A 21,249-nucleotide genomic window follows, 5' to 3' on the forward strand; every position below is an offset into this window, starting at 1 on the left:
TCACAAAGTCAGCGGCCGCCCCGCCCTCAGTCCCACTCCAGACCGCCGCGGCGCCAGACGTAGGCGTACGCGACGAAGACGGTGGCGATGAACAGGAGCATCTCGACCAGCCCGAAGATCCCCAGGGCGTCGAAGCTCACCGCCCACGGATAAAGGAAGACGATCTCGATGTCGAAGACGATGAAGAGCATCGCCGTCAGGTAGTACTTGATCGGGAACCGACCGCCGCCCACGGGCTGCGGGGTCGGCTCGATGCCGCACTCGTACGCCTCCAACTTGGCCCGGTTGTACCGCTTGGGCCCGGTCAGTGAGGCCATCACGACGGAGCCGACCGCGAACGCCGCCGCGATGGCACCGAGTACGAGGATCGGCGCGTAGGCATTCATAGCCCCCGCTCCCTCCGTCCAGTCGTCCTTGACTGCAGATCGGAACCGCCGGGTCACGCTGTGGTGGCCCGCGTTCCAGTTCCCGAGATCCACCCCATGTGAGGCAGTTCACAAAGCCTGGAACGAGCGCATCCTATGCCCGTCGGCTTGTGATCTGCGACACGCGGTTCAGGGCGATCTTTGTGATCTACGCCACCCCTGGAATGCTGCCGAAAGTGAACATGACCAGAGTTGTCGACGCAAAGCAGTCAAATGGTCACAACACGTCGCATTCATCTGCGAACTGGCAGGTCAGAGCTTCGCTCCTATATCAACTACGCAGCTCCAAGAGCAAATTTCCGGGCGTCATGTTGACGTGTTATAGCGTCTCACCCGCAGGGGTGGCGGGGCTCCGAACACCCGCTTGACCCTTCGTTCACAAGCGCGCGAGCGTCCGTTTCCACGCCCCGGGACCAAGGCTCGACGAACTGCCGCCCAGGGCCGCCACACAGGGCTGCCGCCCGGGCCGTCGCCCGGGCCGCCACACAGGGCTGCGGCGCCGGGCGGTCGCGGGCAGTCGGTCAGACCGACGCCGGGGCCGGCTCCACCGGCCGGGGTTCGGGCCGCGCGGCGCCGACGGCTGTGCGGCGCCCCCACTCGGTGGCGACCAGGACGAGCGCGCCCCCGGCCAGCGCCACCGGGCCCACGTGGTTGCCGGCCAGGGCGATCCCGAAGACGGCGGCCCAGAGCGGCTCGGTGCCGAGCAGCAGGCTGACCCGGGACGGCGAGGTGGCCCGGACCGCCCACATCTGCACCAGGAAGGCGAACAGCGTGCAGAGCAGCGCCAGATGCAGCAGCCAGGCCCACTCGGTCGGCCCGTACGAGGCGGCAACGGTCCACGGCAGCGGCCCGGCGAACGGCGCGGCGAGGGCGAACACCACAGTGGCGGTGGCGAGTTGGACCCAGGTGAGACCCAGGTTGTCGGTGTTCCGGATGGCCCGGACCCGGGACATCGCCAGGACGTGCGCCGTCCGCACCACGGCGGCGCCGAGCACCAGCAGGTCACCGAAGGTGGGCGCCTTCAGCCCGCCGCCGCCGGTGAGCAGGGCGACGCCCAGCACGGCCAGCCCGGCCGCCGCGAGGAAGGCCCGCGGCAGCGGTGTCCGGGTGAGCGCGCTCTCCGCGAGCGGGGTGAACACCATCGTGAGGCTGATGATCAGCCCGGCGTTGGTCGCGGAGGTGTGCACCGCGCCGTAGGTCTCCAGCAGGAAGACCCCGCCGAGCACCAGGCCCAGCACCGCCCCGCCCAGCCACTCGGCCCGGCCCATCCCCCGCAGCGCCCGCCGGGCGAGGACCCCCAGCAGCGGCAGCACCAGCCCGAAGCGCAGCACCAGCATCGCCACCACCGTCCCCGGCCCGGCCACCTGCTGCACCGCGAGGAAGCTCGACCCCCACACCACCGCCACCAGCAGCACGGGTACATCACGGAGCAGGGCGGGTGACGGGCGCATGGGCGGGACCTCTCCGAAAGCGAACGGGGCGGACGAGGAGACTCCCGTACGGCGTCGGACGGATCTCGGAGCACCGCGGGCCCGCTCGGACGGACCCGCGCCAAGGTCCGCCATCCTCGCGCACCGCACCGCCCGCGATCAACGGCTTTCGGCGCGCTCCTCCCCTCCGGACGCCCACGGCGACGGGGGCGCCACCCGCCCCTGCCGCCCACCGCCCACCACCGGCCCCCGACGTCTACCGGATCCCCGCCCGACCATGGATGATGTCGCCATGACAATCCAGCCGTCCACCACCCCCCGGAAGGCCCGTCACATGAGGCGCAAGCACTGGGCGCTGCCCGCCGCCGCCACCGTCCTCCTGCTGGCCGCGACCACCGGCACCGCCGCGGCGGACCCCGCGCCGGCCCCGCCCGCGGCCCCCGGCTGCGCGTACACCCCGGCCGTGCCCGCCGACAACTTCAAGGGCATCCCGGTCTTCGACGCCAAGAAGGCCGCCAAGCCCTACCAGGCGACCCTGAAGACCGGCCAGGGCGCGATCACCTTCCGGGCCCTGACCGCCGAGGCGCCCTGCACGACGTTCTCGTTCCGCTTCCTCGCCGAGCACGACTACTTCGACAGGAGCCACTGCCACCGGCTCACCACCCAGCGGATCTTCGTCCTGCAGTGCGGCGACCCGACCGGCACCGGCAGCGGCGGCCCGGGCTACTCGTTCCCCGACGAGAACCTCACCGGTGCCACCTACCCCGCCGGCACCGTGGCCATGGCCAACGCCGGACCGAACACCAACGGCAGCCAGTTCTTCATCGTCTGGAAGGACACCAAGCTCTCCCCCGCCTACACCCCGTTCGGCCGGGTGACCGCCGGCCTGGACGTCCTGCAGAAGATCGCGGCGGGCGGCGAGGACGACCAGAACGGCCCCGGCGACGGCTTCCCGACCCTCCCGGTGAAGTTCCGGAACGTGCGGATCAGCGCCCGCTGAACCCCGCTCCCGTACGGCGGCCGGCGTCACCGAGCCGTACGGGAGCGGCGGCTCCACCCCGGGCCGCCCGGAGCGCCGGCCGCTCCGGGCGGCGGCGGATCAGGCGTTCGGGGCGACCCGGGCGAGGCCGTTGATGATGCGGTCCATGGCGTCGCCGCCCTGCGGGTCCGTCAGGTTGGCCAGCATCTTGAGCACGAACTTCATCAGCATCGGGTGGGTCAGGCCGCGCTGGGTGGCGAGCTGCATCACCTTGGGGTTGCCGATGAGCTTCACGAAGGCGCGGCCGAGGGTGTAGTAGCCGCCGTAGACGTCCTTGAGGATGCGCGGGTACGCCTGGAGGGCGCGCTCGCGGCCGCCCTCCGTCACCCGGGCGTTGGCCTGGACGATGACGCCGGCCGCGATCTGGCCGGATTCCATCGCATAGGCGATGCCCTCGCCGTTGAACGGGTTGACCATGCCGCCCGCGTCACCGACCAGCAGCAGGCCGCGGGTGTAGTGCGGCTGCCGGTTGAAGGCCATCGGCAGGGCGGCGCCGCGGATCGGGTCGGTCATGTTCTCGGGGGTGTAGCCCCACTCCGCCGGCATGCTCGCGCACCAGGCCTTGAGCACGTCGCGCCAGTCCAGCTCGCCGAAGGCGGGCGAGGAGTTGAGGATGCCGAGGCCGACGTTGGAGGTGCCGTCGCCCATGCCGAAGATCCAGCCGTAGCCGGGCAGCAGCTTGCGCTCCCCTGCGCGGGTGTCCCACAGCTCCAGCCAGGACTCCAGGTAGTCGTCGTCGTGGCGCGGGGAGTTGAAGTACGTCCGGTAGGCGACGCCCATCGGACGGTCCTCCCGGCGGTGCAGGCCCATGGCCAGCGAGAGCCGGGTGGAGTTGCCGTCGGCCGCGACGACCAGCGGGGCGCGGAAGGTCACCGCACGCTTCTCGTCGCCGAGCCGGGCGGTGACGCCGACGATCCGGCCGGTCCGGTCGTCCAGCACCGGACCGCTGACGTTGCACCGCTCGTACAGCCGGGCGCCGGCCTTCTCCGCCTGACGGGCGAGCAGCTCGTCGAAGTCGGCGCGCTTGCGGACCAGCCCGTAGTCGGGGAACGCGGACAGCTCCGGCCAGTCCAGCTCCAGCCGGACCCCGCCGCCGATGATCCGCAGGCCCTTGTTGTGCAGCCAGCCGTTCCCGGTCGACACGTCGATCCCCATGTCGACCAGCTGCTTGGTGGCACGGGGCGTCAGACCGTCGCCGCAGACCTTCTCGCGGGGGAACGACGTCTTCTCCAGCAGCAGCACGTCCAGCCCGGCCTGGGCGAGGTAGTACGCGGTGGTGGCGCCGGCCGGGCCCGCGCCGACCACGATGACGTCCGCGGTGCTCTCCACGGGGCTGTCCGGCTTCGTCAGGTCGGCTGCGGTCTCGGACACGGTGGGCACTCTCCTGGAGCTACGGCTGGGGACGGAGGCGTTGACCCCGGCAGTCTAGTTGCCGCCCCCGGGACGGGGTCCGAGGGCGGCGTCCGCGGCGTCAGCCGCGCGGCGACCCCGGTGGCGTCCCCGGTGGCGTCCCCGGTGGTGTCCCCGCGGTCCGCGCCGGCGCCGTCCGGCACCACCGTGAGCACCACCGGCGCCGCCTCCCGCCGCCGGCGCGGGATGAAGGCGATGACCGGCACCCCGAGCGCCGCCGCCCCGGCACCGATCGCGAAGGTCGCCCGGCAGCCGCCGAGCGAGGGCACCTGCGCCGGCCCGAAGGGAACCGCCGTGTGCGCGAGCACCGCAGGCCGCGCCCCGGCGGGGCCGTGCGGAGCCCGGCCGCCACCATCGAGCGGCCCAGGCCGTAGCCGGTCCGACCGTTCGCGCCGCACCGGCGCGCGGACCGTCGGACCGGGCCCTAGGAGACCTTGTACGCCCGGTGCAGGGCGACGATCCCGCCGGTCAGGTTGCGCCAGGCGACCTTGGACCAGCCGGCCTCCTGGAGCTTCGCGGCCAGCTCCGGCTGGTCCGGCCACTCCCGGATGGACTCGGCGAGGTAGACATAGGCGTCCGGGTTGCTGCTGACCGCGGTGGCCACCGGCGGCAGCGCGCGCATCAGGTACTCGGTGTAGACCGTCCGCAGCGGCGTCCAGGTCGGCGTCGAGAACTCGCAGATCACCAGCTTGCCGCCGGGCTTGGTGACCCGGAACATCTCGCTCAGCGCCGCGTCGGTGTCCTGCACGTTGCGCAGCGCGAAGGAGATCGTCACCGAGTCGAAGGTGCCGTCGGCGAACGGCAGCCTGGTCGCGTCCCCCGCGGTGAGCGGCAGTTCGGGGTGGCGGCGCTTGCCCTCCGCGAGCATGCCGACCGAGAAGTCGCACGGGACGACCGTGGCGCCCGCCTCGGCGAAGGGCAGCGAGGAGGTGCCGGTACCGGCCCCGAGGTCGAGCACGACGTCGCCCGGACCGGCGGCCACCGCCTCGGCCACCGCCCGGCGCCAGGCACGGGCCTGGCCGAGGGAAAGCACGTCGTTGGTGCGGTCGTACTTGGCCGCGACGTCGTCGAACATGGCGGCGACTTCGTGCGGCTGCTTGTCCAGAGAGGCTCGGGTCACGCCCCCATTGTTCACCCTGCCACCGGCGGGTTCGGCAAGGGGGCACGCCGCCCGCCCGTCGCGGGCGCTCCGCGCGGCCCGTCACCGCCCCGGCCCGGGGCGTGCCCCGGAGGGCGCGCGGCCTCAGTGCAGGCCGCGCCGCCCGCCCGAACGCCGCCTGCGGCGCGAGCGCTTGCCCTGCGTTATCGCGGGCATCCCCTCGGCCAGCGCGCCGGTCGCCAGCGCCACGGTGGTCGCGAACCGCCCGGTGCCGCTGCGGATGGCGACCGCCCGGCGGTGCCGGCGGATCCTCAGCACGCAGACCAGGAAGAGCACGACGGCCACCGGCACGCTGAACCGGGCCAGTCCGACGCCGACCGGCTGCGGGTAGGTGGCGCCGCAGATCCGGACCGCGCCCGGGTCGTCGGCGGCGTGCTCCAGGCAGACCGCGTCACCGACCTTGGCGCCGTCCGCCAGCGGCAGCGCGGCGGCGGTGTGCTGCTGGCCGGCGGCCCGGTAGCTGACGGTGCTGTAGGAGCCGCCGCCCGAGGGCATCTGGGTGACGACGCCGTCCACTCTCACCGGGTGCGCGCCGATCCGGTCGGCCTGCTCGGTCTGGCGCCAGCCGAGCAGGCACATGCCGACGGCCAGCACGGCACTGAGCACGGCGGTGAGGTACCAGCCACGGCCCAACCGCGGGAAGCGCGGCGGGGGGACGGTCGCGGATCGCATGGTTCCTGTCCTGGCTAGCCTTCGGGGCCTGGGACGGGGCCCCGCCACCCGCGGGGACGGGTGGTGCGTGGTGAGGGTACGGACTGAGCTGCCGGGATCGTATCCGCTGGCGGGCCCTCAGGTCACGGCGAAGGGTGAATCAGACAATATGGCCGACACCGCAGTTCGGCGGCACACGAAGGAACGACCGTACGTCGCACGGGAGTCCGGCTACCCGCGAGTAGCCGGGGCTCAGCGTCGGCGGTACACCAACCGCCCGGCCAGGACCGTCGCCAGGCAGCCGGCCGGCCGCGGGGCCGGCCCGCGAGCGCCGTCGGAGGCACCGGCACCGGACGCACCGGCACCGGCGGCGCCGGCCGGCGCGAACACCGCGAAGTCGGCCCGCCCGCCCACGGCCAGCCGCCCGTGCACCGCCGCCGCGAGCGGCAGCACGGCGAGCGGGTCCAGCGGCCCCTCCGCGCCGGGGGGACCGGCCGGGCCGGGCAGCGCGGCCAGCCCGGACCGGGCCACCGCCGTCCGCACCGCGGCCCGCTCGAATGGGCCGGCCACCGCCGTCACCCCGGAGCCGAGCATCCGCTGCAGCCCGCGCCGGGCGCTCGCGCCGCAGCGCGCCTCGTCGGCCTCCCCCAGCAGTCCACCGGGCACCGGCGCGTCCCCGAGCTCCTCGCGCGGGTCCGGGTGGTACGCGCTCTCCAGCAGCCAGTGCCCGTACGGGTTGCGCAGCCCGGGGGTGAGCAGGGCGTCGCCCCAGTCGCGCAGCCGGGCCCGGGGGTGGGCGGCGGCCAGCTCGTCGTGGCGGCCCAGGGCGGCGATCAGTTCGCCGTGCACCAGCACCGCCCCGTCGGCGACGGACGGGGCGGTGGGGTCGGGCAGCACGAGGGCGGCCCGGTGCAGCGTCAGCATGGCGAGGTCACCGTTGCGGGACCGGCGGGGGCGCCCCTGCGGCGGGCGCCCCGGACGCCGGCGTCAGCCGTTGTCGAGGATCTTCAGCTCGGGGTGGGCGGTGCCGCCCGCGATCGCCGTGGAGGCGATGTGCGAGGCGACCCGCGGGTCGACCGGGTCGTTGGCCGGGTCGTCCAGCACCCGCAGGTGCTCGTAGGTGGTCGAGCGCTGGGCCGGGACCCGGTCGGCGGCCCGGATCAGGTGGATCAGCTCGGTGAGGTTGGACCGGTGCTTGGCGCCGGCCGCCGAGACCACGTTCTCCTCCAGCATGACCGAGCCGAGGTCGTCCGCGCCGTAGTGCAGCGACAGCTGGCCGGCCTCCTTGCCGGTGGTCAGCCAGGAGCCCTGGATGTGCGCGACGTTGTCGAGGAACAGCCGGGCGATCGCGATCATCCGCAGGTACTCGAAGACGGTCGCCTGGGTCGAGCCCTTGAGGTGGTTGTTCTGCGGCTGGTAGGTGTACGGGATGAAGGCGCGGAACCCGCCGGTGCGGTCCTGCACGTCGCGGATCATCCGCAGGTGCTCGATCCGCTCGGCGTTGGTCTCGCCGGTGCCCATCAGCATGGTGGAGGTGGACTCCACGCCCAGGCCGTGCGCGGCCTCCATGATCTCCAGCCAGCGCTCGCCGGACTCCTTGAGCGGTGCGATCGCCTTGCGCGGCCGGGCCGGCAGCAGCTCGGCGCCGGCGCCCGCGAAGGAGTCCAGGCCCGCCTTGTGGATCCGGGTGATGGCCTCCTCGACCGACACCCCGGAGAGCCGGGCCATGTGGTCGACCTCGGACGCGCCCAGCGAGTGGATCACCAGCTGCGGGAAGTCCGCCTTGATCGCCGCGAAGGCGCGCTCGTAGTACTCCACGCCGTAGTCCGGGTGGTGGCCGCCCTGGAACATGATCTGGGTGCCGCCCAGCTCGACCGTCTCCGCGCAGCGGCGCAGGATCTCGTCGAGGTCGCGGGACCAGCCCTTGTCGCTCTTCGGCGGCACGTAGAAGGCGCAGAACTTGCACGCCGTCACGCAGACGTTGGTGTAGTTGATGTTCCGCTCGATGATGTACGTCGCGATGTGCTCGGTACCGGCGTAGCGGCGGCGGCGCACCGCGTCGGCCGCCGAGCCGAGCGCGTGCAGGGGCGCCGAGCGGTACAGCTCCAGGGCCTCCTCCGGGCTGATCCGGCCACCGCCGGCCGCCCGGTCGAGCACGGCCTGCAGGTCGGTGCTGGGCGCATCGAGGGTGGTCGCTGCGAGCTCGGACACCTGGCGGCCTTCTCTCTCTCGGTACTGCTGTGCGTTTCGGTGCTTCCGGGTACGGCCGAACCAGCCTACGCCAGCGCTTTCGCGCGTCGGCGTCAGGCCGCTTTCCGCATCGTCCCGGTCGGGTTCCCGGCCGCCGGATCGGCGGAGGAGAACCGGATCGTGCCGTCCTTCTGCAGGGTGAGCGTCTCCGCGTTGGAGCCGCCGCTGCACGCCCCCGGCAGCGAGGAGCGGACCAGCCGGGAGGTGAACACCAGCTTCCCCTCGGACGCCGAGTCCAGCGTCCAGGCGCCCTCGCAGCTGACCGAGATCAGCCCGGTGACGGCGTTGCGGCTGGTGGTGTTCTCCTGCCCGACCGCGGCCGGGCCGATCACCAGCGTGGTGGTGCCGGCGGGCAGCCCCTTGTCGGTGGTCATCTCCCCGCGCCAGGTGCCGAGGAAGCCGGCCGGCACGACGCTCGGGCCGCCGGTGCCCGGCGGCACCGGGCCGGGCGGCAGCGTGGTGGAGGAGGAGGTCGTGGACGAGGAGGTGGTGGAGGTCGAACTGGCCGACCAGCTGAACGAGGACGTGACCGTCGGCCCGTCGGTGGGCGGGTGCGCCACCGCCGCCCCGCCCCGGAAGGCCCGGTAGGCGCCGTAGCCGCCGGCCGAGAGCACCAGGAGGACGGCCACCGCGACCAGCGCCGCGTTCCGCACCCGGTGCCCCGGCCGCTCCGGCCCGGTCGGCACCCGGTCCCGCGGCACGGCGTCGCGGGGCGGATCGTCGTACGCCCGGTGGCCGACCGGCGGGTGGCCGACCGGCCCGCCGCCGAGCGGCACCCGGTCGGTCGGGGTCCGGCCGCCCGGCAGGTCCGGCGGCGCGGCCGGGCGCCGCGGGGCGGCGGCTCCCCCGGCCTCCACCTCCCCCTCCAGGTCGAGCAGTTCGACCGCGCTGCGGCCGACCCCCGCCGCCAGCGCGGGCGGCAGCCAGCCGCCCCGCCCGAGCCGTACGGTGGCCGCGCCGTCGGCGTCCAGCCGCTCCCGGAGCTGCCACGGGGCCGGGCGGGCGGCCGGGTCCTTGGCCAGGCAGTCCAGCACGATCGGGCGCAGCGGCCCGGCCAGCCCGGAGAGGTCCGGCTCCTCGTGCAGCACCCGGTAGAGCAGCACCGCCACGCTCACCCCCTCGCCGAAGGGCTGCACCCCGGTGGCCGCGAAGGCCAGCACCGCGCCCAGCGAGAAGACGTCGCTCGGCGGCCCGGCCGGCTGCCCGTTCGCCTGTTCGGGCGACATGAAGCCGGGCGAGCCGACCACGTAGCCGGACTGCGTGAAGCCGCTGGTCGCGTCCAGCGCGCGGGCGATGCCGAAGTCGATCAGACGCGGCCCGTCCAGCGTCAGCAGGACGTTGGAGGGCTTGACGTCCCGGTGCACCAGTCCGAGGCCGTGGACATGGCCCAGCGCCTCGGCGAGCCCGACGCCGAGGGTCCGTACGGCCTGTTCGGGCAGCGGGCCGAAGTCCCGGACGGCGGTGCCGAGCGCGGGACCGGCCACGTAGCCGGTGGCCACCCAGGGGTGCTCGCCCTCGGTGTCGGCGTCCAGCACGGGCGCCGTCCAGGCGCCGCCGACCCGGCGGGCGGCGGCGACCTCCTGCCGGAACCGCGCCCGGAACTCGGCGTCCTCCGCGAGCTCGCCGCGGACCAGCTTGACGGCCACCGTGCGGCCGCCGGCCGTCCGGCCGAGGTAGACCCGGCCCATCCCGCCCGCGCCGAGGCGCCGCAGCAGCCGGTACCCGCCGACCTGTCGCGGGTCGTCCGCCCCCAGTGCCCGCATCCCGCACGCTCCCCTCGACCGCCCGGCGTCGCCGGCGCCCTCCAGGCACCGCCGACCGCACGGATCTCGCGTGCAGACGCTACCGGGCCGCGCGGGGCGGGAGGGGTGGCGCGGAAGGACCGGTGCACCCCTTCCCCCGCGGTCGGACCTCCCCGGCGGGGTCAGACCACCGCCGGTGCCGGCTCCAGCAGCCGGACCGTGACGTCCGGGGCGAAGCCGCTGTCCGGGGCGACCCGGCGGGCGAACTCGGCCATGCCGGCCAGCTGCCGCTCGCCGAGCGAGAAGTCCAGCGCCTCGCTGAAGTAGCGCTCCAGCACCCCGGCGTCGAACTCCTCCCAGCGGGCCGCGTGCTCGGCCACCGCGCCGGCCTCGACCAGCGAGAGGTCGCGGGACTCCAGGAAGGCCCGGTGCACCGCCGCCGTCAGCTCGGGGCTGCGGTCGGCGAAGTCGCGGCGGGCGGCCCAGACGGCGAAGACGAAGGGGAGACCGGTCCACTCCTTCCACATCGCGCCGAGGTCGTGCACGGTCAGGCCCTGGTCGGCCGCCTGTCCCAGGTAGGCCCGCAGCGCCGGGTCGCCGATCAGCACGGCGGCGTCGGCCTCGGCGAGCATCGCGTCCAGGTCGGGCGGGCAGCTGAAGTACTCGGGCCGCACCCCCTCGCGCTCCTCCAGCAGCAGCCGGGCCAGTCGCACCGACGTCCGGCTGGTGGAGCCGAGGGCGACCCGGCGGCCGTCCAGCTCGGCCAGCGGGACCTTGCTGACGATCACGCAGGACATCACCGGTCCGTCGCTGCCGACCGCGATGTCGGGCAGGACCAGCAGCTCGTCCGCGTGCCGCAGGTACTCGACGCAGGTGATCGGGCCGATGTCGAGGGAGCCGCCGACCAGCTGGTCGCTGAGCTTCTCCGGCGTGTCCTTGGTGAGGTCGAGATCGAGCAGATTGCCCGTCCTGGCCAGCCCCCAGTAGAGGGGTACGCAGTTCAGGAACTGAATGTGTCCGACCCGCGGCCTGACCGGGGGGTTCTGCCGGGGCTCGTGCGTTTCCGCATCCGGTACCGCCACTGCGCCGCTCCCTTGCTGTTCGTGGGCCTCCAGGCAGGGTATGCCCGCCCTTCCGGAAGCCCCGCACCGGCCTTGCGACACGCCCTGTCCGGCCCGTAAGTCACCCCTGGTCGTCACCGCGACCGCATGCTAGCGTTGCCCTCAGTTGCAGTTTGATTCCCCTTGCAGTACTTGAAGCCTGCGGAGCATGTAACCGCAGGCTTTTTGTAGTTTTTCAGCAATATCGAAAAACTCCGGACCCGTCCGGAGGCAGGGCGATCAGCGCAGCGGACCGGGTGCCACACGGTGTGGCCCCCAATACGTCCCTCGCAAGGAGAACGGCATGGCTCAGGGAACCGTCAAGTGGTTCAACGCTGAGAAGGGCTTCGGCTTCATCGCCCAGGAGGGCGGCGGCCCCGACGTCTTCGTCCACTACTCCGCCATCAACGCGAACGGTTTCCGCTCGCTGGAGGAGAACCAGGCGGTCAGCTTCGACGTCACCCAGGGTCCGAAGGGCCCGCAGGCGGAGAACGTTACCGCTATCTGATCATCCTCTGATGACCTGATCGCTCGGGACCCCTCGGGTCCGCAGACGGCCCCCGCGGCCGTCATCATGAGCACAAGAGCAGTACCCAAGGGGGCCCGGCCAACTGCCGGGCCCCCTGCCTTTCCCGGCCCGGCGCCGGTCTGGCGGAACCCCGCACAGGTGCCCACTCCCGGCGGCCGCGGCCCCCTCCGGACCTCTCCCGGCCCCGCCCACCCCTGCTCCGCCGCCGGTCGACGGCGTGACCGACGGCCCGCCCCGGGACGGCGGGCTCCGGTGCCCGACCAGCACCGCTCGTGGCGACACCTCATGGAACGTAGAGGTGTTGTCGGACTGTCAGACGTGATCCCTATGCTGTGCTGCCGCCTCCCGGCCCGGTCACCGGTGCCCGGGCGCGCGGCACAGCCGTGAGCCCCGGCACCGCCGGGGCCGTTTCCCCAGGGAGAACGTCATCACCACGCATTCCGGCGCCCGCCGCCGAATACTCACCGCCCTCGGCGCGACGGCGGTCCTGTCCGTCGCGGCTCTGGGACCGGCGCAGGCCGCGCCCGGCACCTCGCCCGCCCCCGGCAAGAACGTCTCCTACCTCGGACACACGTTCACGGTGCCGGCCGACTGGCCCGTGATCGACCTGACGGCCGATCCGACGGCCTGCGTGCGCTTCGACCAGCACGCCGTCTACCTCGGCACGCCGGGGACCCGGCAGGACTGCCCCGCCCACCTGGTGGGCCGGACCGAGGCGCTGCTCCTGGAGCCCGGCGCCGAGGGCGCCCCGTCCGCCACGACCGTGTCGGAGATCGACCGCGAGGTCCGCGTCACCGCCCCGGGCGTCACGGCCACCGGCGTGTACGGCGACGACCAGGCGCTGGTCCGGACGATCCTCGCCTCGGCCGGGTTCCCGGCCGGCCCCGCGCGGAAGCCGGGCCCGGCCGCGGCGGCGCCGGCCGCGGGAGCGCCCGCCACCGGGTCCGCCGCCGCGACCACGGCCGCCGCGCCCGCGCTGCCGGCCGACGCGACCAGGTACACCGGCAAGGGCTTCGACGCCTGCACCGCACCCGACTCCGCCGCGATGAGCGCCTGGCGCGCCGACTCGCCCTACCAGGCCGTCGGCATCTACATCGGCGGAGCGGCCCGGGCCTGCGCCCAGCCCAACCTGACGGCCGCCTGGATGCAGCAGCAGTACACCGCCGGCTGGCGCTTCCTGCCGGTGTACGTCGGTGCCCAGGCGTCGCGGATCACCTCGCCGGCCGCGCAGGGCACCGCCGCGGCCGACGACGCCGTGGCGCAGGCCGCCGCCCTCGGGCTCGGCCCCGGGAGCGTCCTGTACTACGACATGGAGTCCTACAACGTCGCGGCCTACTCCGGGGTGGTCCAGCCGTTCCTCTCCGCCTGGACGACCGAACTCCACGCGCTGGGCTACAACTCGGGCCTCTACAGCAGTGCCGCGACCGGCATGGCGGACCTGGTCGCCACGGCCGCGAGCGGCAAGGGCTACGCCATGCCCGACGCGCTGTTCACCGCGCGCTGGAACGGTGTCGCGGACACCGCCGACCCGGCGCTCCCGAGCACCGCCTGGGCCGGGCACCAGCGGGCCCACCAGTACGACGGCAACGCCACCGAGACCTGGGGCGGCGTCACGATCGGCATCGACCGGGACTACCTCGACGTCCAGGTCACCACCAGGCCGACCGGCAAGCCCACCCAGACCGGCATCTACCGCCCCGCGAGCCAGACCTTCGCGCTGGCCGACAGCGTCGGCAACCTCACCCACGCCGCGCCGTTCGGCTCGGCGAACGACATCCCGCTCACCGGGCACTGGAGCGGGCCGGGCCGGGACACCATCGGCATCTACCGGCCGGGCGACCGGGCGTTCTACCTGACCAACGACAACGCCAACGTCACCCTCGCCGTCCCGTTCGGCGACACCGGCGACATCCCGCTGGTCGGGGACTGGAACGGGGACGGCAAGGACACCATCGGCATCTACCGGCCGGGCGACCGGGCGTTCTACCTGACCAACGACAACGCCAACGTCACCTTCTCGGTCCCGTTCGGCGACACCGGCGACGTCCCGATGGTGGGCGACTGGAACGGCGACGGCAAGGACACCATCGGCATCTTCCGGCCGAGCACGCACGGGTTCTACCTGAGCGACTCCAACACGTCGATCGGCGTCGACCACACGGTCCTGTTCGGCGACACCGGCGACATCCCGGTCAAGGGCGACTGGAACGGCAGCGGGACGGACAAGGTCGGCATCTACCGGCCGGGCGCGGCGAGCTTCTACGGCGCGTTCCAGGACTCCGGCGCTCCGCTCTACAGCCTCCGCTTCGGCGAGGCCACCGACACCCCGCTCACCGGCCGCTGGTGAACCGGCGGCCGTCGCCCGGGCGGGCCGCCGGGCCGGCCGCCCGCTGAACCGACGGCAACGGGCCCTCTCCCCCGGCGTGGGGAGAGGGCCCGTGGTGCTGCGGGCGCGGCTGTCAGGCCGCGGCGGGGGCCTTCGCGGAGGCCTGCGCCGGGACGGTCGGCGCGGGGGCGTCGTCGTACAGGTCACCGTGCGGGTTGTTGTAGGCGACCAGGTCGAGCGTCTTCTCCCGGGCCGCCACCAGGACCGGCACGACCGCTTGACCGGCGACGTTCGTCGCCGTGCGGACCATGTCGAGGATCGGGTCGATGGCGAGGAGGAGGCCGACGCCCTCCAGGGGCAGGCCCAGGGTGGAGAGGGTCAGGGTCAGCATCACGATCGCGCCGGTGAGGCCCGCGGTGGCGGCCGAGCCGATGACCGAGACGAAGGCGATCAGCAGGTAGTCCTTGATGCCGAGGTCGATGCCGTAGACCTGGGCGACGAAGATCGCGGCCAGCGAGGGGTAGATCGCGGCGCAGCCGTCCATCTTGGTGGTCGCGCCGAACGGCACGGCGAACGAGGCGTACTCGCTCGGGACGCCGAGGCGCTCGGTGACGCGGCGGGTGACCGGCAGGGTGCCGACCGAGGAGCGGGAGACGAAGGCCAGCTGGATGGCCGGCCAGGCGCCCTTGAAGAAGTTCAGCGGGTTGAGGCCGCCGACGAACTTCAGCAGCAGGGAGTAGACCACGAACAGCACCAGGGCGCAGCCGACGTAGACGTCGATGGTCAGCGTGGCGAAGGGCTTCAGCAGGTCCCAGCCGTACTTGGCGACGGACTTGCCGATCAGGCCGAGGGTGCCGAGCGGCGAGAGCCGGATGACCCACCAGAGGGCGGTCTGCACGAGCTCCAGGACGGACTCGCTGAGCTTGAGGACGGGCTCGGCCTTCTTGCCCAGCTTGATGATCGCCGCGCCGGTCACGACCGCCAGGAAGACGATCTGCAGGACCTCGACCTCGGTGAAGGCGGTGACGATGTTGGTCGGGAAGATGCCGGTCAGGAAGTCGATCCAGCTACCGGTGGACTTCGGCGCCTTCAGGCCCTCGGTCTTCAGGTCGGTGCCCTGGCCCGGGTTGGTCAGCAGGCCCAGGCCGAGGCCGATCGCGACGGCGATCAGCGAGGTGATCAGGAACCAGAGCAGCGTCCGGGCGGCCAGCCGGGCCGCGTTGGTGACGTTGCGCAGGTTGGCGACCGACACCACGATCGCGGTGAAGACCAGCGGCGGGACGGCCAGCTTCAGCAGCTGGACGAAGATCTTGCCGATCGTCTCCAGGGTGGTGGCCAGCCAGGAGATGTCGGCCGCGCGGGCCAGGTAGCCGAGGCCGACGCCGAGCACGAGGCCGGCGACGATCTGGACCCAGAACGGGGTCTTGCGGATTCTGGCGAGCACGGACGGCGACGAGGTCGCCTCGGGCGCTGTGGACATGACGGTGCGGCTCCGGGGAGGGCGTTGCTGACGGTGGGGTGAGGCGGGGAAGGCGGCACGGCGGGTGGGCCGGACGGGAGGACGCGGCCCCGTCAGGGGCGTGCCGCCTGGATACAGCTCATGGCACGACAACGGCGCGCGCTGTCCACAGCACCCGTCAGGCAGCACGCGCGGGCGGCCGTGGGCACCGGGCCCGAGCCGTACATCCGCGCTGCTCCTGAGGTGGTCATGGCCGATACGTTAGCAGTAAAGGTTTGAGATGTTCAAAGTACTTGTTTGAGATGTGACCCGCGCAAGGGTAAATCCGGACACGAACGAGGCTGACGCACCATCAGATCGCACCACGGGTCCGATTGACCGCTCAGCAGTTATACGTATAACTTGGAGAGAGTCCCCGCCCTCCCCTGCCCCGACCCGGAGAACCGTCCATGGGCTATGTCGCCCTGCTCCGCGCCCCGCACGTCAGCCGTCTGCTCCTCGGCACCCTGCTCGGCCGCCTCCCCGCCGGTATGACCGCCCTGGTGATCGCGCTGGCCCTGCGCGAGGCCGGCACCCCCTACAGCCGGATCGGGCTGGCCACCGCCGCCTACGCGATCTCGGCCGCCGTGGGCGGGCCGGTCCTCGGCCGGATCGTGGACCGCACCGGCCAGCCGCGGGTGCTGCTCGCCTCCGCCGTGGTCGCGGGCGGCGGGTACGCGCTCCTGGCACTCGCGCCGGGCTCGGCGCTGGCCGCACCGGTCGGCGCCGCGATCGCCGGACTGGCCATGCCGCCGCTCGAACCCTGCCTGCGCTCGCTCTGGCCGGATGTCGTCGCCGAGGAGCAGCTCGACACCGCGTACGCCTTCGACTCCGCCTCGCAGCAGATCCTCTACGTGGCCGGCCCGCTCGCGGTGGCCGGAATCGCCGGGGTCTTCAGCCCGGTCGCGGCGCTCTGGGTGGCGGCCGGGCTGGGGCTGGCCGGGGCCCTGGTGGTGGCCACCGCCGGACCGGCCCGGGCCTGGCAGGCACCGCCGCGCGCGCACTCGGCCGGTCTGCTCGGGCCGCTCCGCTCGCCCGGCCTGGTACTGCTGCTGATCGGCCTGGCCGGCGCCGGCTGGGCGGTCGGCGCCCAGAACGTGCTGTTCATCGCCTACGCGGAGGCGCACGAGGGCGGCCTGCCGGGCGGCGCGGGGACGCTGCTGGCGCTGGCCGCGCTGGGCGGACTGCTCGGCGCGCTCGGGTACGGGGCGGTGCGCTGGCGCAGCGGAACGGCGACCCGCACCTGGGTGATGGCGCTCGGGATGGCCGTCTCCTACCTCCCGCTGGTGCTGCTGCCCGGGCCGTACGCGATGGCCGCGCTGGCCTTCCTGTCCGGGATCGGGCTGGCCCCGCTGCTGGCGGCCGCGTTCGTCCTGGTCGCCGAGCTGGCCCCGGTGGGCACGGTGACCGAGGCGTTCGCCTGGCTGGTGACGCTGTTCGCGACCGGCAACTCGCTCGGCTACGCCGTCTCCGGCAACCTCGCCGAGGACTCGCTGCGCCCGGTGGCGCTCTGCGCGGCCGGCGGGATCGGCCTGGGCGGGCTGCTGCTGTTCGGCGCCCGCCGCTGGTTCCAGCCGCTGCCGGCGGCCCCGGTGGCGGAGCCGGTACCGGTGGGCTGAACCCACCCCTCATACGTGACCGCGCCCGTCGGACCGGGTGGTCTGGCCGACGGGCGCGGTCACTGACCGTCGACGGGGTCCGGCCGACGAACTCCGTCCCGGCCGGCAGGGGTGTCGGTGATCAGACCGTTGATCGGAACGCCCGCACGCCGGAATCTCATCGTCCGTCTATTCACCCACCGCTGCGGCGCGAGACGTCCTGACGGCATTTCACCTGTCCGAACTAGTCCGAACGGCCGGTCCCGGCGGGCGAGGTCCCGGCGGGCGAGGCGCCGGCGGCGGGGCTCCCGGCCGCGGGGCTCCCGGCCGCGGCGGTCCCGGCCGCGGTCGAGGAGCGCAGCACCAGCGAGGTCGCCAGCGGCGGCACCGGCGCGACCGGCTCGCCGCGGAGCAGGTCCGCGAGGGCCGCGACCCCGGCCCGGCCCAGCTCCTCGCCGGGCAGGTCCACGGTGGTGAGCGGCGGGGTGAGCAGCTCGGCCACCGGGATGTTGTCGATGCCGACCACCGAGAGGTCCGCGGGCACCCGCAGACCGAGTTCGGCGGCCGCCTGGTAGACCCCGGAGGCCACCACGTCGTCGTCGCAGATCACCGCGTGCGGGCGGTCGGGGCCCGCCAGCATCCGGCGGGCGGCGCCGCGGGCGGCGGGCTGGCCCTCGTTGAGGCTGACGCCCAGCTCGACCACGTCCAGGCCGAGTTCCGCGGCGGCCTGCTCGAAGGCGGCCTGGCGGACCCGGAAGGTGTAGGCGGCGTGGGTGGAGCGCAGCCGGCCGATCCGCCGGTGGCCCAGCCCGGCCAGGTGTTCGACGGCGGCGCGCATGCCGCCGGCCACGTCCAGCTCGACGGTCGGCCGGGCCGGGTCGGTGCCGGGGTCGGCGTCCAGGAAGACCGCGGGGGTGTCGGCGGGCAGCGCACCGAGCTGGCTGTCGTCCGGGGAGCAGATCAGCAGGCCGTCGAACCGGCTGGTGGTGGCCGCGTCGGCGAGGGTGGCGCTCCCCCAGCCGGAGCTGACCACGACGGCCAGGCCGTGCCGGCCGGCCTCCTCGTGGACGCCCTCCAGCACCCGGCCGAAGAACGGGCCGAGGATGTTCGGCACGGCCAGCAGGATCATGCCGCTGCGGCCGAGCCGCAGTTGCCGGCCGGCCGCCTGCGGGCGGTAGCCGAGGCTGCGGGCCGCCTCCCGGACGCGCTCCCGGGTGGCGTCGGAGACCCGGCGGCCCGCCTCGGGGCCGGAGAACACCAGCGAGACGGTGGCCTGCGAGACCCCGGCGAGCCGTGCCACGTCCCGCCCGGTGGGCTTGCGGACCGGAGCCGGCCAGGTGCCGCTGACGCTCCCGCCCTGCGGCGCGGCGGGCCCGGGCAGCGGCTCGCGCAGCGGCTCGGAGAGCGGCCCGGCCGGCGGCCCGGCTTCGGACACCGGTTCGGCCGGCGGCTCGCGGTCGGCCGGCGGCTCGGTTTCGGACACCGGTTCGGACACCGGTTCGGCCGGCGGCTCGCGGTCGGCCGGCGGCTCGGTTTCGGACACCGGTTCGGACACCGGTTCGGCCGGCGGCTCGGGGTCGGGGGCAGGCACGGCGGTGACGCGGATCAGCCCTGCAGGGCGGTCGCGCGCGCGGCGTCGTCGGCCGCGTCCTCCTCGGCGTTCTGGTCGGCGATCCGCGCGGCCGTCCGGCTGCGGAGGCCGTCGACCCTGCCGGAGATCTGGGCCGACATCGCGTCGCGCTGCCGGCTCAGCAGCACGTAGCTGAGCGGCGCCGAGACCACGGCGGCCACCAGGAACAGGAAGATCGCGCCGGTCTGCCCCTTGACCGGGATGACCTGGAAGTGGCCCAGCAGCAGGGCGACCAGCAGGCAGCCGAGGAAGATGCTGACCCGCATGGAGGTGTAACGGAGCGTGGCGTGGGACTTGTCGCTCACCTTGCTGCTCACGGGGGACACATCCTTCTCTGCGCGGGGACCGGACCGGTATCCCAGTGAAGCATGCCCGCCGCGCCGCGCGGGGCACGGGTCACCCAGCCCCCCGCGCGGCCCCTCCGTCAGCGCAGGTCCAGCCACATCGTGACGTCGTCGCGGTCGTCCCCGGGGGCCACCCGGATCGCGGCGGGGACCCGGCCGACCTCGGTGTAGCCGCAGCGGGCGTAGAAGGCCTCCAGCCCGAGACCGCCGCGCAGGGTCAGCCGCAGTCCCTCCAGCCCCCAGGCCCGGGCCACCCGCTCGGCCTCGGCCATCAGCTCGGCGCCGTAGCCGCGGCCCTGGAAGTCGGGGTGCACCATGACGCGCTTGAGCAGTCGCCAGTGGTCCATCAGGCCGAACCGCATGGAGTCGAGGAAGAGCAGGGCGGCCAGCCGGCCGCTCTCCCGCTCGTGGGCGATCAGCAGCCGGTCCGGCCCGGCGGGCGCGAGGCCGGCGAAGTGCGGGTCGGCGGTCTTCCAGACCTCGTCCTCCGTCACCGGCGCCACGAAGCCGACCGCACCGCCGGCGTTGGTGACGTCGGTCCAGAGCCGGACGATGTCGGCGCGCAGGTCCGGACCGGGCTCGGGGTCGAGGGTGAAGGCGAGCGTCATGACGGTGAGCCTAGTGTCCGCTCACGACAGGCCCGGTGCCGGCGCCCCCGGCCCCGCCCCCACCCCCGGCCGGTCCGCCCGCAGGGCCAGGCAGAGCAGCACGGCGACCGCGCAGAGCCCGCCGGCCGCGTACCAGGCGAGGTCGTAGGTGCCGAGCGCGTCCCGGGCGAGGCCGGCCAGCCCGGCCACCGCGGCCGCGCCGAGCTGGTGGCAGGCCAGCACCCAGCCGAAGACGATCGGCGCGTCGTCGCCGAAGTGCCGTCGGCAGAGCGCGACGGTCGGCGGGACGGTGGCCACCCAGTCCAGGCCGTAGAAGATCACGAAGGCCAGGATCGGCGGCTCCAGCGAACCCGCGAACAGCTGCGGCAGCAGGAACAGCGAGAACCCGCGCAGCGCGTAGTAGACGACCAGCAGCAGCCGGGAGTCGAAGCGGTCGGTGAACCAGCCGCTGGCGATGGTGCCGATCACGTCGAAGATCCCGATCAGGGCCAGCAGGCTCGCCGCCGTGGTGACCGGCAGGCCGTGGTCGTGCGCGGCGGGGATGAAATGGGTGCCGACCAGCCCGGCCGTCGTCGCGCCGCAGATCGCGAAGGAGCCGGCCAGCAGCCAGAACGCCCGGCTGCGGGAGGCGTCCCGGAGCACCCGCAGCGAGCGGGCCAGCGCCCGGTTGTCCGCCACCGGCGGGGGCGGCTCCTCGGTCGCGCCGTACGGGAGCAGGCCGAGGTCGGCGGGGCGCTCGCGCATCAGCAGCAGCACCGGGACGGCGACCGCGCTGGCCGCCAGCGAGACGACGACGACCGCCGAACGCCAGCCGTGCTCCTCCACCAGCCAGGCGCCGACCGGCAGGAAGACCAGGTTGCCGGCCGCGCCGGCGGCCGTGAGCACACCGGTGACCAGGCCCTGGCGGGCCCGGAACCAGCGGCCGGTGACGGTGGTGGCGAACGCGCCGGCCATCGAGCCGCTGCCGAGGCCCACCAGCACGCCCCAGCAGAGGACCAGTTGCCAGGGCTCGCGCATCAGCATGGTGAGCCCGGCGCCCACCGAGATGGTCAGCAGCGCGCAGACCACCACCAGCCGGACGCCGAAGCGGTCCATCAGCGCGGCGGCGAAGGGGGCGGTGAGGCCGTAGAGCGCGAGGTTGACCGAGGTGGCACTGGATATCGTCCCCATCGACCAGCCGAACTCGTTGTGCAGCGCGTCCATCATCAGGCTGGGCGTGGAGCGGAAGCCGGCCGATCCGAGCAGCACCAGCAGCGAGACCGCGGCGACCACCCAGGCGTAGTGCGGCCGGGGGCGTCCGGTGCGGCTCGGCCGCGGGAGCCCGGAGGGGGCGGGGTCCGGTGCGGGGGCCGGTGCCTCGGCGCGGGCCGGCGCGGCGGTCGGGCCCGGGGTGGGGGTGTGGCGTTCGTTCACCCGGCCGAGTCTCCCGAACGGCCCGAACGGCCACGAGTGGCCTGACTGCCAGCTTTCGCAAAGATCGGGCCAGCGGTTCGGCGTACGCTGGTCGCCG

At 73.9% G+C, this 21,249-nt stretch carries 18 protein-coding genes; 4 read left to right on the forward strand and 14 right to left on the reverse strand.

Going from position 1 to position 21,249, the window contains the following annotated elements:
- Positions 1-26: 26 nt before the first annotated feature.
- Together ACFWA9_RS01190 and ACFWA9_RS01195 are read right to left on the reverse strand one after the other, a co-directional pair.
- Positions 27-386, reverse strand: coding sequence for an NADH-quinone oxidoreductase subunit A (locus tag ACFWA9_RS01190; RefSeq protein ID WP_014137597.1), 360 nt, complete (start codon positions 384-386; stop codon positions 27-29).
- Between the two features lie 560 nt (positions 387-946).
- A complete protein-coding gene (locus ACFWA9_RS01195; RefSeq protein WP_380382210.1) occupies positions 947-1,876 on the reverse strand; it encodes a DMT family transporter in 930 nt (309 codons plus the stop codon).
- 271 nt (positions 1,877-2,147) lie between these two features.
- On the opposite strand from ACFWA9_RS01195, the gene ACFWA9_RS01200 reads away from it, so the two are divergent.
- The gene (locus tag ACFWA9_RS01200) at positions 2,148-2,855 is read left to right on the forward strand and encodes a peptidylprolyl isomerase (protein ID WP_352290584.1); all 708 of its coding nucleotides are present in this window, start codon (positions 2,148-2,150) and stop codon (positions 2,853-2,855) included.
- A 99-nt stretch (positions 2,856-2,954) separates the two neighbouring features.
- Here ACFWA9_RS01200 and ACFWA9_RS01205 read toward each other — a convergent pair whose 3' ends face one another.
- The 7 genes from ACFWA9_RS01205 to ACFWA9_RS01235 form a co-directional block, all read right to left on the reverse strand.
- Entirely contained in the window at positions 2,955-4,244 is a 1,290-nt protein-coding gene (locus ACFWA9_RS01205) for a geranylgeranyl reductase family protein (protein ID WP_329492213.1), read from the reverse strand.
- Positions 4,245-4,728: 484 nt separating this feature from the next.
- Positions 4,729-5,424: a demethylmenaquinone methyltransferase gene (locus tag ACFWA9_RS01210; protein ID WP_329489232.1), complete on the reverse strand. Its 696-nt coding sequence runs from the start codon at positions 5,422-5,424 to the stop codon at positions 4,729-4,731.
- 123 nt (positions 5,425-5,547) lie between these two features.
- Positions 5,548-6,135 (reverse strand): hypothetical protein, encoded by a 588-nt coding sequence (locus ACFWA9_RS01215; protein ID WP_329489231.1) that lies wholly within the window; start codon positions 6,133-6,135, stop codon positions 5,548-5,550.
- A gap of 231 nt (positions 6,136-6,366) precedes the next feature.
- Positions 6,367-7,038: a hypothetical protein gene (locus ACFWA9_RS01220; protein WP_380382212.1), complete on the reverse strand. Its 672-nt coding sequence runs from the start codon at positions 7,036-7,038 to the stop codon at positions 6,367-6,369.
- A 63-nt stretch (positions 7,039-7,101) separates the two neighbouring features.
- On the reverse strand, positions 7,102-8,325 hold the full coding sequence (mqnC, locus tag ACFWA9_RS01225; protein ID WP_329489229.1) for a cyclic dehypoxanthinyl futalosine synthase: 1,224 nt from the start codon (positions 8,323-8,325) through the stop codon (positions 7,102-7,104).
- A 92-nt stretch (positions 8,326-8,417) separates the two neighbouring features.
- Entirely contained in the window at positions 8,418-10,127 is a 1,710-nt protein-coding gene (locus tag ACFWA9_RS01230) for a serine/threonine-protein kinase (protein WP_380382214.1), read from the reverse strand.
- Positions 10,128-10,288: 161 nt separating this feature from the next.
- On the reverse strand, positions 10,289-11,188 hold the full coding sequence (locus ACFWA9_RS01235; protein ID WP_359836694.1) for a menaquinone biosynthesis protein: 900 nt from the start codon (positions 11,186-11,188) through the stop codon (positions 10,289-10,291).
- A 322-nt stretch (positions 11,189-11,510) separates the two neighbouring features.
- On the opposite strand from ACFWA9_RS01235, the gene ACFWA9_RS01240 reads away from it, so the two are divergent.
- Together ACFWA9_RS01240 and ACFWA9_RS01245 are read left to right on the forward strand one after the other, a co-directional pair.
- Positions 11,511-11,714: a cold-shock protein gene (locus ACFWA9_RS01240; protein WP_057227626.1), complete on the forward strand. Its 204-nt coding sequence runs from the start codon at positions 11,511-11,513 to the stop codon at positions 11,712-11,714.
- Between the two features lie 601 nt (positions 11,715-12,315).
- Positions 12,316-14,082 carry a DUF1906 domain-containing protein gene (locus ACFWA9_RS01245; protein ID WP_380382217.1) on the forward strand — a complete coding sequence of 589 codons (1,767 nt, stop codon included), beginning with the start codon at positions 12,316-12,318 and terminating at the stop codon, positions 14,080-14,082.
- A 112-nt stretch (positions 14,083-14,194) separates the two neighbouring features.
- Here ACFWA9_RS01245 and ACFWA9_RS01250 read toward each other — a convergent pair whose 3' ends face one another.
- Positions 14,195-15,541 carry a dicarboxylate/amino acid:cation symporter gene (locus tag ACFWA9_RS01250; protein WP_380382219.1) on the reverse strand — a complete coding sequence of 449 codons (1,347 nt, stop codon included), beginning with the start codon at positions 15,539-15,541 and terminating at the stop codon, positions 14,195-14,197.
- Positions 15,542-15,969: 428 nt separating this feature from the next.
- On the opposite strand from ACFWA9_RS01250, the gene ACFWA9_RS01255 reads away from it, so the two are divergent.
- Positions 15,970-17,178, forward strand: a complete 1,209-nt coding sequence (locus tag ACFWA9_RS01255; protein ID WP_380382221.1) for an MFS transporter — start codon at positions 15,970-15,972, stop codon at positions 17,176-17,178.
- A 223-nt stretch (positions 17,179-17,401) separates the two neighbouring features.
- On the opposite strand, the gene ACFWA9_RS01260 is transcribed toward ACFWA9_RS01255, so the two are convergent.
- The 4 genes from ACFWA9_RS01260 to ACFWA9_RS01275 form a co-directional block, all read right to left on the reverse strand.
- Complete coding sequence (locus ACFWA9_RS01260) at positions 17,402-18,640, reverse strand: LacI family DNA-binding transcriptional regulator (RefSeq protein WP_380382223.1); 1,239 nt, start codon at positions 18,638-18,640, stop codon at positions 17,402-17,404.
- Between the two features lie 122 nt (positions 18,641-18,762).
- A complete protein-coding gene (locus tag ACFWA9_RS01265; RefSeq protein WP_329489223.1) occupies positions 18,763-19,104 on the reverse strand; it encodes a DUF4229 domain-containing protein in 342 nt (113 codons plus the stop codon).
- A gap of 107 nt (positions 19,105-19,211) precedes the next feature.
- Complete coding sequence (locus tag ACFWA9_RS01270) at positions 19,212-19,739, reverse strand: GNAT family N-acetyltransferase (RefSeq protein WP_329489222.1); 528 nt, start codon at positions 19,737-19,739, stop codon at positions 19,212-19,214.
- A 21-nt stretch (positions 19,740-19,760) separates the two neighbouring features.
- Positions 19,761-21,152 carry an MFS transporter gene (locus tag ACFWA9_RS01275; RefSeq protein WP_380382225.1) on the reverse strand — a complete coding sequence of 464 codons (1,392 nt, stop codon included), beginning with the start codon at positions 21,150-21,152 and terminating at the stop codon, positions 19,761-19,763.
- Positions 21,153-21,249: the final 97 nt, after the last annotated feature.

Origin of the sequence: Kitasatospora sp. NPDC059973 (assembly GCF_042737525.1) — a bacterium.
In the GTDB taxonomy this organism is placed as follows: domain Bacteria; phylum Actinomycetota; class Actinomycetes; order Streptomycetales; family Streptomycetaceae; genus Kitasatospora.

Bases quoted from the DNA above. Each gene is read 5' to 3' on its own strand.
- ACFWA9_RS01215 (WP_329489231.1), bottom strand. From the start codon at position 6,135: ATGCGATCCGCGACCGTCCCCCCGCCGCGCTTCCCGCGGTTGGGCCGT.
- ACFWA9_RS01190 (WP_014137597.1), bottom strand. From the start codon at position 386: ATGAATGCCTACGCGCCGATCCTCGTACTCGGTGCCATCGCGGCGGCG.
- ACFWA9_RS01220 (WP_380382212.1), bottom strand. From the start codon at position 7,038: ATGCTGACGCTGCACCGGGCCGCCCTCGTGCTGCCCGACCCCACCGCC.
- ACFWA9_RS01250 (WP_380382219.1), bottom strand. From the start codon at position 15,541: ATGTCCACAGCGCCCGAGGCGACCTCGTCGCCGTCCGTGCTCGCCAGA.
- ACFWA9_RS01200 (WP_352290584.1), top strand. From the start codon at position 2,148: ATGACAATCCAGCCGTCCACCACCCCCCGGAAGGCCCGTCACATGAGG.
- ACFWA9_RS01240 (WP_057227626.1), top strand. From the start codon at position 11,511: ATGGCTCAGGGAACCGTCAAGTGGTTCAACGCTGAGAAGGGCTTCGGC.
- ACFWA9_RS01230 (WP_380382214.1), bottom strand. From the start codon at position 10,127: ATGCGGGCACTGGGGGCGGACGACCCGCGACAGGTCGGCGGGTACCGG.
- ACFWA9_RS01195 (WP_380382210.1), bottom strand. From the start codon at position 1,876: ATGCGCCCGTCACCCGCCCTGCTCCGTGATGTACCCGTGCTGCTGGTG.
- ACFWA9_RS01255 (WP_380382221.1), top strand. From the start codon at position 15,970: ATGGGCTATGTCGCCCTGCTCCGCGCCCCGCACGTCAGCCGTCTGCTC.
- ACFWA9_RS01270 (WP_329489222.1), bottom strand. From the start codon at position 19,739: ATGACGCTCGCCTTCACCCTCGACCCCGAGCCCGGTCCGGACCTGCGC.